The sequence below is a fragment of the Mesorhizobium sp. WSM3868 genome, from assembly GCF_002294785.1.
In the GTDB taxonomy this organism is placed as follows: domain Bacteria; phylum Pseudomonadota; class Alphaproteobacteria; order Rhizobiales; family Rhizobiaceae; genus Mesorhizobium.
On record NZ_NSGB01000002.1, the window covers coordinates 81,964 to 95,099 of the forward strand.

The window sequence follows — 13,136 nt, forward strand, 5'->3', positions numbered from 1 at the left end:
GCCGAAAGCGAGAAAGGGGCGGCGCATGACGGGAAGGAAGACCCGTCTTTTATCGTCGGTCGCCTGAAAGAGCAAGCCGCCTTTTGCCGGGTGTGGGGAAGCCTCAGAACGGCTTCACGATGACCAGGATGACGATGACGATCATCAGCAATGTGGGGAGTTCATTGACGATCCGCCAGTGCCTCGCCGGCTTTTCGTTCTTGTCCTCGGCAAATTTTCTCACCGCGCCGGCGAGATAGCCGTGCAGACCCGAAAGCAGCAGCGCGGCGAGGATCTTGGCGTGCAGCCAGCCGCCCTGGAAACCGAAGCCCTTCCAGGCGAGCCAAAGCCCGAACACCCAGGTCACGGTCATCGCCGGGTTGATGATGGCGCGCAGCAGCCGGCCCTCCATCACCTTGAAGGTCTCGGACTGCACGGAGCCTTTCTCGGCGTCGACATGATAGACGAAAAGCCGAGGCAGATAGAGCATCCCGGCCATCCAGGCGATGACGGCAATCACATGGATTGCCTTCGCCCAGGGATAGAAGCTGTCCGGCGCCACAAGGAAGAGCAGGGCGGTCAGGACGACCAGCAGAACGATGCCGATCAACATGCGCTTCATCGCCTGGCCGGCGCTGTTCTCGTTGGTCGTCTCTGTCATCGATGGCTCCGCACCATTTTCACCATGGCCTCGACATGTGCCACAGGCGTTTCCGGCGTGATGCCGTGGCCGAGATTGAAGATCAGCGGCCCGTTGCCCAGCGTGCGAAGGATGGCGTCGACGCCGTCGGCCAGCGCCCTGCCGCCGGCAACCAGGCGAAGCGGATCGAGATTGCCCTGCACCGCGCCTTCGCTTTGCAATTCCTTTGCCATCGACAGCGGCACGGTCCAGTCGAGACCGAGCCCGGTGATCCCGGTCTTCTTCCTGTAATCGCGATAGCGCTCGCCGGCGCCCTTGGGGAACCCGATCACCGGAACATCCGGACGCGCGGCCTTCACTTGCCGGACAATCTCCGCAACGGGCTCGATGCAAAACGCCTCAAAGGACGCTTCATCGAGAACACCCGACCAGGAGTCGAAAATCTGCACCACATCGGCGCCGGCCTCGATCTGGCGGATGAGATAGGCGGCCGAATGATCGGCCAGTATCTTCAGGAGCCGCGCAAGGGCCTCCGGCTCGCGATAGGCAAAAAGCCTGGCCGGTCCCTGATCCGGCGTGCCGTGGCCGGCAATCATATAGGTCGCCACCGTCCACGGCGCGCCGCAGAAGCCGATCAAGGTCGTTTCCACCGGAAGCTTCTCACGCAGACGGCGGACCGTTTCGTAGACCGGTTCGAGATTCACGTGAAACGTTTGGCCGTCCAGGGCCTCGATTTCGGCCGCCGCAATCGGCTTGAGGATCGGCCCGTGTCCCTCTTCGAAGCGGACATCTCGTCCCAGCGCATCGGGCACAACCAGGATATCGGAAAACAGGATCGAAGCATCGAAGCCGAAGCGCTCGATCGGCTGCAGCGTCACCTCGACGGCAAGATCCGGATCGTAGCAGAGATCGAGGAAAGAACCGGCCCGCTTCCGGGTCTCGCGATACTCCGGCAGATAACGCCCTGCCTGACGCATCATCCAGAGCGGCGGCGGTGAAACCGTCTCGCCCTTGAGGACGTCCAGCATGATCCGTTTCCCAGCCATCCAGTGCTCGCCCTCTCCAGGTCTCTTAAATCAAATATCTATTTTAAAAGAGTCTTCTGATTCTAAGAGTCTGTTGGTTGTGGTGGTTGCGACCTGTCCCGCCTGCCGCTCGAAAAGGCCAGTCAGCATATTGTCGCGCAGCCGCTTTCTCAATTTGGAGGGATCTGGGGACGAACCGGATTCAGGCTTTCGAGTCAGCGGCTTGGCTTTTCTGCTGCGGACCTCGAGCTGTGGATGATATCGGCCAAGAAAAGTTGATCCCCGGTTTTGTCCCCAGCGCCCCGACAAAGCCTACAGCGGGGCGAATTGTGGACAAGGTGGCATCTGATACAGTCGCCTTCGACGTCACGACCTTTCTGTCCAACCTTGTCCACATCTGCCCACAGTCTGGAACCAACTCTTGTGAACAAACCCCAGAGCTTCTTCCATCTGCATCTGATTTCCGACGCTACCGGCGAGACGCTGCTGGCGGCAGGCCGCGCCGCCTCCGCCCAATACAAGGACGCACGCGCCATCGAGCACATCTATCCGCTGATCCGCACGGAAAAGCAGGTCGCCAAGGTGTTCGAGGATATCGAGGAGGAGCCCGGCATCATTCTCTACACCGTGGTCGACCAGAAGCTCGCGCGCAGCATCGACGAGCGCTGCGCCGCCATGGGCCTGCCTTGCGTTTCGGTGCTGGAGCCCGTGCTCAGCGTCTTCCAGTCCTATCTCGGCACGCCGGCCGGCCGGCGCGTCGGCGCCCAGCATGTGCTCGACGCCGAATATTTCCGCCGCATCGATGCGCTGAACTTCACCATGGAGCATGACGACGGCCAGTTGCCGGCCAACATGGACGATGCCGATGTCGTGCTGATCGGCATCTCGCGCACCTCCAAGACGCCGACGAGCATCTATCTCGCCAATCGCGGCATCAAGACCGCCAACATTCCGATCGTGCTCGGCGTGCCGCTGCCGGAAAGCCTGATTAACGCCAGGACGCCGCTGATCGTCGGCCTCGTTGCCACGGCCGAGCGCATCTCGCATGTTCGCCAGAACCGCATCCTCGGCAACAGCAACAACTACGTGCCGACCGACTATGTCGACCGCGCCGCCATCGCCGAGGAGCTCGCCTACGCGCGTCAGCTCTGCACCAGGCATGGCTGGCCGATGATCGACGTCAGCCGGCGCTCGATCGAGGAAACCGCGGCGGCGATCGTTGCCCTGCGGGGCAAGACGCGCTAGGGCAGGCGATATCAGTGAGCATTCCGTCCTGAGAGAAGGTGGCTCGGCGCATAGCGCCGAGACGGATGAGGGGCGCTGGACGGATCGCAACCGTTGGTGAACCAGTATGGCCGGCAAAATCGTCCTCGCTTCGGGCAGCCCGTTCCGCAAGGCAATGCTTATCAATGCCGGGCTCGACATCGAGGCGGTGCCGGCAGATGTCGACGAGCGCGCGCTCGAGGCGCCCTTGCAGGACAGCGGTGTCTCTCCCGAAGATGTCGCTTCGATCCTTGCCGAAGCCAAGGCGACCGAGGTCAGCGAGCGCCGGCCGGGCGCGCTGGTGCTCGGTTGCGACCAGACGCTGTCGCTTGGCGACGAAATTTTCCACAAGCCGGCCGATATGGAAGGCGCGCGGAGGCATCTCCTGGCCTTGTCAGGCAAGACCCATCAGCTGAACAGCGCCGTCGTCCTCTGCCGAGATGGCGAAGTGCTGTGGCGGCATGTCGGCATCGCCAGCCTCACCATGCGCAAGCTCGATCCCGCCTTCATCGGCCGCCACCTGGCGCGCGTCGGCGCCAAGGCGCTGGCGAGTGTCGGCGCCTACCAGATCGAGGGCGAGGGCATCCAACTCTTCGAGAAGATCGAGGGCGACTATTTCACCATCGTCGGCCTGCCGCTGTTGCCGGTGCTGAAGGAGCTGCGCGCATTGGGAGCGATCGATGGTTGAGAAGCGGGCCTTCGTCACCGGCCACCCGATCGCGCATTCGCGCTCGCCGAAGATCCACCGCCACTGGCTGGAGGAATACGGCATCGACGGCAGCTACCAGGCTATTGACGTTCGGCCGGAGGATTTCGCAGCATTCCTGAAATCGCTGGACGAGAATGGCTATCGCGGCGGCAATGTCACCATCCCGCACAAGGAAGCAGCCTTCGCCTTGGTCGCGCGCCGCGACGAGGCCGCCGAAGCCATCGGCGCGGTCAACACGCTGTGGCTGGAAGACGGCGTGCTGTGGGGCGGCAATACCGACGCTCTCGGCTTTGCCGGCAATCTCGATGAACATGCCCCCGGCTGGGCGGCGAATGGTCCGGCCGTGGTGCTGGGCGCGGGCGGCGCCTCCCGCGCCGTCGTCCACGCGCTGAAGGACCGGGGTATCAACGACATCCGCATCGTCAACCGTACGCTGGCAAGGGCTGAGGAACTCGCCGACCGGTTTGGCGCCGGGGTTTCGGCGCATGGCGCCGGCGCGGTCGGCGAATTGCTTTCCGACGCTGGCCTGCTCATCAACACCACCGCGCTCGGCATGCATGGCAACGAGATCCTCGCCGCCGATCCGGCCGGTCTGCCTGGCCACGCCATCGTCACCGACATCGTCTATGTGCCGCTGGAGACACCGCTGCTAGCTGCCGCCAGGGCGCGCGGCCTGAAGACCGTCGATGGCCTCGGCATGCTGCTGCACCAGGCCGTGCCCGGCTTCGAGCGCTGGTTCGGCAAGCGGCCGCAGGTGACGCCGCAATTGCGGCGCATGATCGTCGCCGACATCGAAGCGCATTGACATGATCGTGCTCGGCCTCACCGGATCGATCGGCATGGGCAAGTCGACCACGGCAAAGATGTTCGCCGAGGCCGGCGTTCCGGTGCATGATTCCGACGAGACCGTGCATCGCCTCTATGCCGGCAAGGCAGCACCCCTGGTCGAACGAGCCTTTCCCGGCACGACAAAAGCGGGCGTGGTGGATCGTGTAAGGCTCGCCGAGACAGTGCTGGGCGATTCCGCCGCGCTGAAAAAGCTGGAGGCGATCATCCACCCGCTGGTGCGGGCCGACGCCGACGCCTTTTTGGCCCGCCATCGTGCGGCCGGGGCGCCGATTGCGGTGCTCGACATCCCGTTGCTGTTCGAGACCGGCGGCCGCAACCGGGTCGACAAGGTCGTGGTCGTCACCGCGCCGGCCGAGATCCAGCGCGCCCGCGTGCTCGCCAGACCCGGCATGAGCGAAGAAAAATTCGCTTCCATCCTCGCCAAGCAGGTGCCTGACGCCGAGAAACGCCGTCAGGCGGATTTCATCGTCGACACCGGCCAGGGTTATGATGCCGCACGTGCGGCGGTGGCAGCCATCGTCAGCGAATTGACCGGGGATAAGTCCGGCAAAAACGCTTCCTGACGGCCGCCGTCAGCAGTCCCCATTGCCATTTTGTTCCGGTTTGTGATTCTGCTCTTTAGAGCGGACTGATTCGAATGCGTGAGATCATCTTCGACACCGAAACCACCGGCCTCGATTTGCGCGACGACCGCATCATCGAGCTCGGCGGCGTCGAGCTGGTCAACCGTTTCCCGACCGGCCGCACCTTCCACAAGTTCATCAATCCGCAAGGCCGCGCCATTCACGCCGAGGCGCAGGCCGTGCACGGCATCAGCGCGGCGGATCTGGCCGGCAAGCCGACCTTCGCCGAAATCGCCGAGGAATGGCTGGCCTTCACCGACGGTGCCAAGCTGATCGCCCACAACGCCACTTTCGACCTTGGCTTCCTCAACCTCGAATACAGCCGGCTCGGTCATCCGGCCATCGATCCCGGCCGCATCGTCGACACGCTGGCGATCGCGCGCCGCAAGCATCCGATGGGTCCGAACTCGCTGGACGCGCTCTGCCGCCGCTACGGCATCGACAATACCCGCCGCACCAAGCACGGGGCGCTTCTCGACTCCGAATTGCTGGCCGAAGTCTATATCGAGCTCATCGGCGGCAAACAGGCGGCGCTGGTTCTGGAAACCGTGGCCGTGCAGATGAACGGCAGCGGCGAAGTCGCCGATATCGATATCTCGATCGGCGCAAGGCCGATCGCGCTGCCGCCGCGCCTCACCGAGGCGGATCGGGCGGCACATGCCGGGCTTGTCGGCACGCTCGGCGAAAAGGCGTTGTGGCTGAAGGTGGCGTCTGCGGGTTGAGCGGGGGGCGCTCCCTGAACCGACGCGATTAGCCGAGCCGCCCATCCCTTCGTCATGTCCGAGCTTGACCCGAGCAACCCTTAGCGAAAAAGCCCGGCGCGAAGCCGGGCTCTCGATACGAGGGGTGGTGAGTCTCCTCAGCTCACCTGGACCTTGCTTGCGGCCTGGTCCTCGGCGATGCGCTGCTGGAACATCTGCGCGAAATCGATCGGGTCGAGCATCAGCGGCGGGAAGCCGCCGTTGCGGGTGGCGTCCGCGATGATCTGGCGGGCGAAGGGGAAGAGCAGCCGCGGGCATTCGATGAACAGGATCGGCAGCATGTGCTCCTGCGGGAAGCCGCTGATGGCGAAGACGCCGCCATAGACCAATTCGACGTTGAACAGCACTTCCTGGTCGAAGGAGGCCTTGGCATTCAATGTGAGATTGACGTCGAACTGCTTGTCCGAAAGCGGGTTGGCGTTGACGTTGACATTGATGGCGATGCCAGGGGCCTTGTCGCGGCCGCGCAGCGAATTCGGCGCGCCGGGGCTTTCGAACGACAGGTCCTTCACATATTGCGCAAGCACGTTGAGCGAGGGCTGTTCCTGTTTGCCGTTGCCGTTGGCGGCGGCTGCCGCGGCATCATCATTGCTGGCCATTAGCCTTTGTCCTTTTGCCTGGGCAGCATTGCTGACCGGATTGAAATCGGGGGTTCGCTATCATGCTCGGCAGGACAAGACAAGTTTTGCGCGCCGCCTGAAACTGCGCAGCCGTTTCGGGGCGACGGCGCGCATGAGACAGCTATTCGAGCGGACCCTGAAGAGAGCTAGTCGTCTTTCAGCCGCCGCCAAGGGGAATTGTGATCCGGCCCGCGCTTGTAGTCGTCCTGGCGCGAAAAGTCGCTGTCATCGAGATCGATGACCCTGTCGCGGCGGCGGGCCGAAAAGCCGCTGCTGAAGCTGGTCGCCATCACGATGCGGTTCTTGAGCAGGCGCCAGGCAAGATCGCGCACCGGCGGCAGGAGCAGCAGGATGGCAATAATGTCGGTGATGAAGCCCGGAATGATGAGCAGGAGTGCCGCCAGCACGATCATCGCGCCATGCGCGAGTTGGCGGCTTGGATCGCGCCCGGCATCCATTTCCGTCCGCACCCGCGCCATCACGCCGAATCCCTGGTGCCGAAGCAGGAGGCTGCCGGCAATGGTGGAGAGGATGACGAGCCCGATCGTCGCCAAAGCGCCGACTTCGCGGCCGACGATGACGAAGCCGGCGATCTCCAGAAGCGGCAGCAGGAGCAGGAACAGGGGAATGAACGAAATGCGCAAATTGAGACCGGTCGCTTTCTTCTTTTGCGGGCCTCGCGGGAAATCGCCGCTGGCACTAGGACCTTTAGATAGGTATGGCTGGCTTTGATTTGAATGATTGCGCCCGCCGTTCTATATGCTTTGGGTAATGAACGCTATGCGACCGCCGCCATTCTAGGGGCTCTGGTGGTCCGGCCTGGACAGGGATCGAATTGGCGGAAGATATGGGTTTCTTCGACTTCGGCACGATTTTCTTTTTGATTGCGGCGGTTGTGATCTTCTTCCAGCTTCGCAACGTGCTGGGCCGTCGCACCGGAAACGAACGCCCGCCCTTCGATCCTTATTCGGCAAGCCGCACGCGCGAGCAGGACGCGGCGCAGAAGTCCGAGAATGTGGTGTCGCTGCCGCGCAAGCGCATACCGGGGGAACCGGCGGCGGAGACCTATGCCGCGATCGACGCTTTCGCCAAGCCGGACAGCGATCTCAACAAGGGCCTGCGCGCGATCAAGGACAACGATCCGTCCTTCGATCCGAAGACCTTTATCGACGGCGCCAAGATGGCCTACGAGATGATCGTCATGGCCTTTGCCGACGGCGACCGCAAAACGCTGAAGAACCTGTTGTCACGCGAGGTCTATGACAGCTTCGTCGCCGCGATCGGCGAGCGCGAGGCGAAAGCGGAAAAGATCCAGTCTTCCTTCGTCGGCATCGACAAGGTCGATGTCGTCGCCGCCGAGATGAAGGGCACCGAGGCGCATATCACGCTGCGCATCGTCAGCGAGCTGATCTCGGCGACCCGCGACAAGGTCGGCGCCGTCATCGACGGCGATCCGGAAAAAGTCGCCGAAGTCAAGGACGTCTGGACCTTCTTCCGCGATACCCGATCGCGCGATCCGAACTGGAAGCTGGTCGCCACGGAAGAAGAAGATTGACCTAGAGCATGATGCCGAAAAGTGTGGAGCGGTTTTCGGACGACATCATGCTCCATCTCTTTAATATGGAGCCGGATTCAGATTTCAGGTCGATCCGGCCTGAAATCATCCGGCTCTAGGTGGCGGCTGTCATGTCGCTGTCTTCGGCATTCAAAGAAAAGTCCTTCGGCGACCTGCCCGGCTGGGACGAGGATGATCACCTCGCCGCCTTCGCGGCGTTCAAACGTTCGGCTTTCCACGTCCTGACCAAGCCTTACCGAACCGGTTCGCTCGGCGTCGCGTTCGCCGCTTTCGCCGGGGCCTACACTGAGGCGCGCTCCGTTTCGCCGGCGAATCGGTCGGAGGCGCGGTCCTACTTCGAGCGCCATTTCGCTCCCGCTTTGGTGGCGGCCGAAAGCGGCGGCGCCGGCCTCGTCACCGGCTTCTACGAGCCGGAGGTCGAGGCCTCGCCGGTGAGGACGGAGCGGTTCACGGTGCCGCTGCTCTCCCGTCCCGCCGATCTGGTCGACATCGACGATAAAAATCGGCCCCTCGGAATGGATCCCTATCTCGCCTTCGCGCGCGCGACGACGACAGGTCCGGTCGAATATTTCGATCGCGGCGCCATCGAGCGCGGCGCGCTGTCCGGGCGGAGCCTCGAGATTGCCTGGCTCGCCGACAAGGTCGATGCCTTCTTCATCCATGTGCAGGGAGCGGCGCGGCTGAAGATGGCCGATGGTCGGCTCTGCCGCGTCACCTATGCCGCAAAATCCGGCCAGCGCTTCACTGGGCCGGGCAGGATCTTGAGCGAGACCGGCGAAATCCCGCTGGAAAAAGTGACGATGCAGTCGATCCGCGCCTGGTTCAAGGCGCATCCTGAGCGGGTCGACGAGATCCTCTGGCAGAACCGCTCCTACATCTTTTTTCGTGAGGCGCCGGTCGACGACCCGGAGCTCGGTCCCATTGCCGCCGCCAAGGTGCCATTGACGCCCGGCCGCTCGGTCGCCGTCGACCGGCTGCTGCACACCTTCGGCACGCCCTTCCATATCGTTGCGCCAACGCTCACCGCTTTCGGCGGAAAACCGTTCCGGCGGCTGATGATCGCGCAGGACACCGGCTCGGCCATCACCGGAGCGGCGCGAGGCGATCTCTTCGCCGGCTCGGGCGATGCCGCGGGCGAGATCGCCGGCGTCGTGCGCAACGCGGCCGACTTTTATGCGCTGGTCCCGCGCGGGCTGGTCGACAGGGGGCACGCGTGAACCGCCGCCACGACACGCTGAGCGACGACGATCGCATCCTCTGGAACCTGGTGGCGCGCACGACGCGGCCCCTCAAAGGCAAGGCCGCGGTCGAGATTCCCGATATTGTCGAGCCGACGCCGGCGCCGGCGCCCACGGCGGCCAATGGCGTTCCCACCGCTGCCGCGAAGCCGAAGCCGCAGCACGTCGCGCATTCGCTTGACGACCAGACCCACGAGAAACTGAAAAAAGGCCGGCTGCCGATCGAGGGCCGCGTCGATCTGCACGGCATGACGCAGGACGAGGCCTATTCGCTGCTCCTCACCTTCCTGCACCGCGCCCATGCCGGCGGCATCCGCTATGTGCTGGTCATCACCGGCAAGGGCTCATCGTCCGGCGGCGACGGCATCCTGCGCCGCTCGGTGCCGCACTGGCTGTCGACCCCGGCTTTCCGGCATCTGGTTTCGAGCCACGATCACGCCGCCCGCAACCATGGCGGCTCGGGCGCGCTCTATGTGCGGCTCAGGCGGACGCGCGCATGAGGACGCCGGCCATGAGGACGCAACAGTGACCCCGTTCGGCGAGAGGCTGAGGGCGCTGCGCGCCGAGCGCGGCGTCAGCCAGAAGGCGATGGCGCAGGCCATCGGCGTCAGCGCCGCCTATCTGTCGGCGCTCGAGCATGGCCGCCGCGGCGCGCCGACCTGGACGCTGATCCAGAAGATCATCGGCTATTTCAACATCATCTGGGACGATGCCGAGGATCTTGCCCGCCTCGCCGAAACCTCGCATCCACGGGTCAGGATCGATACGTCGGGCCTGTCGCCGGCCGCGACCGAGCTGGCTAATCTTCTGGCCGAGAGCATCGAGAAGCTGGACGAGGCGGAGCTGCGCCGCCTCAGCGCGTCGATTCGTGCGGCGCTGAGAAGGTAGTTCCGGAGATCTACTGCACCGAGCCGACCAGCAGCTGTTGGCCATCGCGGATCGACACCCAGCGGCCGGTGTTGTCGATCGCCTGGCGCTTGAGATAACGGTAGCCGGTCTCGTCCCAGGCTTGGACCTTGTCGGTCAAATTGTCGAGGATGTAGTCACCCTTGTCGGTGCGCACCGTCAGCACGGAATGGCCTTCGCCGTCGGGCTTGCGCACTACGGTGATCAAGAGATCCGCAAGCGAGATGCCCATGCGGTAGAGCTGGCGCCGCTTCTCCAGCACATAGTCCTCGCAGTCGCCAAAGCCGTTGTCCGGATAGGTCCAGACCTCGTCCTTGCCGTAATTGTCGAGATCGCTCATCGGCTTGACGGCGGCGTTGACCTTGGCGGTCACGTTGATCAGCTTGCGCCACAGAGCATCGGTCAGCTTGGCCGGCGCGAGATTGGCCGGGCGAATGTTGCATTCGCTCGGATGCGTCTTGCAGAAATCATAATGTCCGATCGGCTGCGAGGTCAGGCCGCCGGTGGCCATGGCGCCGGCAGCCCATGCCGGAACCGCCCAGTGGGCCGAGATCGCCAGCCCTGCGACTGCACACAAACGCAGCATCCGCGCCATCGGTGAGGAAGTCATTGTCCCCCGGGGTCCGCCCTTGTTTATTAACGAAACGTTAAGGGGGATTTACAGTCCGTGTCAATTGAAGACAACGGCTAGTTTGGTGGCATGGTTACCCGCCAGGCCCGCATAGCGGCAGTTTGGCAACAGCGGCCTGGGACGACTCAAGAACTCGCCCGTCGCCGGTCAGCCCTGAACATTGGTTGCACGGAAAGGTCACGCGCTTTGAGCGGCGCCGAGTTGCGTCCGCTTCCCGCTCAGCTCTTGGCGGAACGGACCAGCTTCGGCTTCGCCGCCAGGCGGGTCTGGCGGCCGTAGCTGGAGATGAAGTCCAGAATGCGCGGCACGATCTCCGACCGGAACCGCGAGCCGTTGAAGACGCCGTAATGGCCAACGGCCGGCTGCATGTAGTGGGCTTGACGGTCGGCCGGGATGTTCACGCAAAGCTCATGCGCGGCCTGGGTCTGGCCGAGCCCGGAAATGTCGTCGTTCTCGCCCTCGACGGTGAACAGCGCGACATTGCGGATCGCCTGGGGATCGACGGCCTCGCCGCGATGCGTCATCTCGCCCTTCGGCAAGGCGTGGCGCACGAACACCGTGTCGACCGTCTGCAGGTAGAACTCCGCCGTCAGGTCCATCACCGCCAGATATTCGTCGTAGAAGTCACGGTGCTTCTCGGCGCTGTCGCCGTCGTTTTTCACAAGGTGCATGAAGAAGTCCTTGTGGGCGATGATGTGGCGATCGAGATTCATGCTCATGAAGCCCGAAAGCTGCAGGAAGCCGGGATAGACATCGCGGCCGAATCCAGGCACCGGCCAGGGCGCCTGCATGATGACGTTCTCGCGAAACCAGTCGGTGCCCTTTTCCCCGGCGAGCAGATTGACCGCGGTCGGATTGCGGCGGGTGTCGATCGGCCCGCCCATCAGCGTCATGGTTGACGGCACGAAGGGGTCGCCGCGCTTTTCCATCAGCGCCACCGCCGCCAGCACCGGCACCGAGGGCTGGCAGACTGCCATCACATGGGTATCGGGACCAAGCGCGTGGAACATCTCGATGACATAGTCGATATAGTCGTCGAGATCGAAGCTGCCCTGCGACAGCGGCACCATGCGGGCGTCGACCCAGTCGGTGATGTGCACGTCGGCGTGCGGAAGCATCGCCTCGACCGTGCCGCGCAGCAGCGTTGCATAATGGCCGGACATCGGCGCCACGATCAGGAGCTTCGGATCTGGCTTGCGGCCCGCGGGAAGCTGGCGCTCGAAGCGGACGAGGTTGCAGAACGGCTTCGACCACACGGTTCGTTCGGCGACGTCGACGCTCTTCCAGTCGACCACCGCCTTGGTCAGGCCGAATTCAGGCTTGCCGTAGCGGCGCGTCGTGCGCTCGAAGAGTTCCGCGGCTGCCGCGACGGAACGGCCGAGCGCCGTATGCGAAACCGGATTGAGCGGGTTGGAATAGAAAAACCGCACCGCATCTGCGTAAAGGCGGGCGGGCTGCAGCGCCGCATGGTTCAGTTCGTAGAGCTGGTAGAACATCAAGAACCCCGCTGCTGCCTGACGACCAAAGGGCCGACGAGCAGCGCCGAGCCTTGAATGTCTCGCAGTGAGGTTAACAAGATATTGTTGCGATGCAATACGTCAATTGGAGTGACGAATGCTGCTTTGGTCCAAACTGTTGAAAACTCGCCACGTATGGCGGAGCCGGCTCACTGTGCGCTGCCGCAATGTGTAGGAAATATGTCCGGCTCCCTCTTGCCGGACACCGACATCTTAAACGCGCGCCATGCAGACTGCGGTGTGGCCCGAGCCGATGAAGCCGAGCTGGGTGGCGGCGCCGCGGGAGAGGTCGAGCACGCGGCCCCGGACGAACGGGCCGCGATCGTTGATGCGCACGACGACGCTGCGGCCGTTGTTCTTGTTGGTGACCCTGAGCTTGGTGCCGAACGGCAAGCTGCGGTGCGCCGCAGTCAGCGCGGCGGGGTTCATGCGCTCGCCGGAGGCGGTTCTGGAATGCAGCGCGTACCAGGAAGCGCGGCCGCATTGTGCGGCGGCTGAAGAGGCGGAAGAGGCGCCAGCCATCAGGCCAGCCGCGATCGTTGCCGCGACAAGCGCGGTGCGGTTGGTTCTATTCATCTTTTAGGGGTGGGCTCCGTTATAGACAACCCGCCGTAAGTGCCGAATGAGGCATGAAATGCGGCAAGCGTCTGGCGGTTCCATGGCAAAGGCACACGATTGGAGTCGCCGCGAAACAGTTTGTCATGACATCTCCCGCGAGCGCCGCCGTATTCTACATGCAGACCGACCCGGTTTTGCAGGAAGTCCCGAGTAGGAGCGGCCCTCGGGGCGCAAGTAAAAG

Annotated in this window: 16 protein-coding genes; 9 read left to right on the forward strand and 7 right to left on the reverse strand. The window is 63.6% G+C overall.

The window, feature by feature from the left end:
* Positions 1–103 precede the first annotated feature (103 nt).
* Both hemJ and hemE read right to left on the reverse strand, forming a co-directional pair.
* Positions 104–640, reverse strand: coding sequence for a protoporphyrinogen oxidase HemJ (gene hemJ / locus CK221_RS03565; protein WP_095776755.1), 537 nt, complete (start codon positions 638–640; stop codon positions 104–106).
* Positions 637–1,665: a uroporphyrinogen decarboxylase gene (hemE, locus tag CK221_RS03570; RefSeq protein ID WP_066991489.1), complete on the reverse strand. Its 1,029-nt coding sequence runs from the start codon at positions 1,663–1,665 to the stop codon at positions 637–639. Before hemE ends, hemJ begins: the two co-directional genes overlap by 4 nt.
* Before the next feature lie 402 nt (positions 1,666–2,067).
* On the opposite strand from hemE, the gene CK221_RS03575 reads away from it, so the two are divergent.
* The 5 genes from CK221_RS03575 (at position 2,068) to dnaQ (ending at position 5,810) form a co-directional block, all read left to right on the forward strand.
* Entirely contained in the window at positions 2,068–2,889 is an 822-nt protein-coding gene (locus CK221_RS03575; RefSeq protein ID WP_067323508.1) for a pyruvate, water dikinase regulatory protein, read from the forward strand.
* Positions 2,890–2,995: 106 nt separating this feature from the next.
* On the forward strand, positions 2,996–3,595 hold the full coding sequence (locus CK221_RS03580) for a Maf-like protein (protein ID WP_095776756.1): 600 nt from the start codon (positions 2,996–2,998) through the stop codon (positions 3,593–3,595).
* Positions 3,588–4,421 (forward strand): shikimate dehydrogenase, encoded by an 834-nt coding sequence (locus CK221_RS03585; RefSeq protein ID WP_095776757.1) that lies wholly within the window; start codon positions 3,588–3,590, stop codon positions 4,419–4,421. The genes CK221_RS03580 and CK221_RS03585 overlap by 8 nt, the downstream gene beginning before the upstream one ends.
* A 1-nt stretch (position 4,422) precedes the next feature.
* The gene (gene coaE, locus CK221_RS03590; protein ID WP_095776758.1) at positions 4,423–5,028 is read left to right on the forward strand and encodes a dephospho-CoA kinase; all 606 of its coding nucleotides are present in this window, start codon (positions 4,423–4,425) and stop codon (positions 5,026–5,028) included.
* Positions 5,029–5,102: 74 nt separating this feature from the next.
* Positions 5,103–5,810: a DNA polymerase III subunit epsilon gene (gene dnaQ / locus CK221_RS03595; protein WP_067323502.1), complete on the forward strand. Its 708-nt coding sequence runs from the start codon at positions 5,103–5,105 to the stop codon at positions 5,808–5,810.
* Between the two features lie 137 nt (positions 5,811–5,947).
* Here dnaQ and secB read toward each other — a convergent pair whose 3' ends face one another.
* Both secB and CK221_RS03605 read right to left on the reverse strand, forming a co-directional pair.
* A complete protein-coding gene (secB, locus tag CK221_RS03600) occupies positions 5,948–6,448 on the reverse strand; it encodes a protein-export chaperone SecB (protein WP_067323500.1) in 501 nt (166 codons plus the stop codon).
* Positions 6,449–6,615: 167 nt separating this feature from the next.
* Positions 6,616–7,113, reverse strand: coding sequence for an FxsA family protein (locus tag CK221_RS03605; RefSeq protein ID WP_066991469.1), 498 nt, complete (start codon positions 7,111–7,113; stop codon positions 6,616–6,618).
* A 203-nt stretch (positions 7,114–7,316) separates the two neighbouring features.
* Here CK221_RS03605 and CK221_RS03610 point away from each other — a divergent pair, with 203 nt between their 5' ends.
* From CK221_RS03610 to CK221_RS03625, 4 genes are all read left to right on the forward strand, one after another.
* A complete protein-coding gene (locus CK221_RS03610) occupies positions 7,317–8,024 on the forward strand; it encodes a Tim44/TimA family putative adaptor protein (RefSeq protein ID WP_095776759.1) in 708 nt (235 codons plus the stop codon).
* 131 nt (positions 8,025–8,155) lie between these two features.
* Complete coding sequence (locus CK221_RS03615; protein ID WP_095777069.1) at positions 8,156–9,262, forward strand: murein transglycosylase A; 1,107 nt, start codon at positions 8,156–8,158, stop codon at positions 9,260–9,262.
* On the forward strand, positions 9,259–9,783 hold the full coding sequence (locus tag CK221_RS03620; protein WP_066991463.1) for a Smr/MutS family protein: 525 nt from the start codon (positions 9,259–9,261) through the stop codon (positions 9,781–9,783). The genes CK221_RS03615 and CK221_RS03620 overlap by 4 nt, the downstream gene beginning before the upstream one ends.
* A 25-nt stretch (positions 9,784–9,808) precedes the next feature.
* The gene (locus tag CK221_RS03625) at positions 9,809–10,171 is read left to right on the forward strand and encodes a helix-turn-helix transcriptional regulator (protein ID WP_066991880.1); all 363 of its coding nucleotides are present in this window, start codon (positions 9,809–9,811) and stop codon (positions 10,169–10,171) included.
* 10 nt (positions 10,172–10,181) lie between these two features.
* Here CK221_RS03625 and CK221_RS03630 read toward each other — a convergent pair whose 3' ends face one another.
* From CK221_RS03630 to CK221_RS03640, 3 genes are all read right to left on the reverse strand, one after another.
* On the reverse strand, positions 10,182–10,799 hold the full coding sequence (locus tag CK221_RS03630; RefSeq protein ID WP_066991460.1) for a transglutaminase-like cysteine peptidase: 618 nt from the start codon (positions 10,797–10,799) through the stop codon (positions 10,182–10,184).
* 239 nt (positions 10,800–11,038) lie between these two features.
* On the reverse strand, positions 11,039–12,316 hold the full coding sequence (locus tag CK221_RS03635) for a polyhydroxyalkanoate depolymerase (protein WP_066991457.1): 1,278 nt from the start codon (positions 12,314–12,316) through the stop codon (positions 11,039–11,041).
* A 234-nt stretch (positions 12,317–12,550) separates the two neighbouring features.
* On the reverse strand, positions 12,551–12,913 hold the full coding sequence (locus CK221_RS03640; RefSeq protein ID WP_095776760.1) for a septal ring lytic transglycosylase RlpA family protein: 363 nt from the start codon (positions 12,911–12,913) through the stop codon (positions 12,551–12,553).
* Positions 12,914–13,136 lie beyond the last annotated feature (223 nt).

Excerpts from the sequence above, each read along its gene's own strand:
- hemJ (WP_095776755.1), bottom strand. The coding sequence starts at position 640 with ATGACAGAGACGACCAACGAGAACAGCGCCGGCCAGGCGATGAAGCGC.
- hemE (WP_066991489.1), bottom strand. The coding sequence starts at position 1,665 with ATGGCTGGGAAACGGATCATGCTGGACGTCCTCAAGGGCGAGACGGTT.
- CK221_RS03580 (WP_095776756.1), top strand. The coding sequence starts at position 2,996 with ATGGCCGGCAAAATCGTCCTCGCTTCGGGCAGCCCGTTCCGCAAGGCA.
- CK221_RS03585 (WP_095776757.1), top strand. The coding sequence starts at position 3,588 with ATGGTTGAGAAGCGGGCCTTCGTCACCGGCCACCCGATCGCGCATTCG.
- coaE (WP_095776758.1), top strand. The coding sequence starts at position 4,423 with ATGATCGTGCTCGGCCTCACCGGATCGATCGGCATGGGCAAGTCGACC.
- dnaQ (WP_067323502.1), top strand. The coding sequence starts at position 5,103 with ATGCGTGAGATCATCTTCGACACCGAAACCACCGGCCTCGATTTGCGC.
- secB (WP_067323500.1), bottom strand. The coding sequence starts at position 6,448 with ATGGCCAGCAATGATGATGCCGCGGCAGCCGCCGCCAACGGCAACGGC.
- CK221_RS03610 (WP_095776759.1), top strand. The coding sequence starts at position 7,317 with ATGGGTTTCTTCGACTTCGGCACGATTTTCTTTTTGATTGCGGCGGTT.
- CK221_RS03615 (WP_095777069.1), top strand. The coding sequence starts at position 8,156 with ATGTCGCTGTCTTCGGCATTCAAAGAAAAGTCCTTCGGCGACCTGCCC.
- CK221_RS03630 (WP_066991460.1), bottom strand. The coding sequence starts at position 10,799 with ATGACTTCCTCACCGATGGCGCGGATGCTGCGTTTGTGTGCAGTCGCA.
- CK221_RS03635 (WP_066991457.1), bottom strand. The coding sequence starts at position 12,316 with ATGTTCTACCAGCTCTACGAACTGAACCATGCGGCGCTGCAGCCCGCC.
- CK221_RS03640 (WP_095776760.1), bottom strand. The coding sequence starts at position 12,913 with ATGAATAGAACCAACCGCACCGCGCTTGTCGCGGCAACGATCGCGGCT.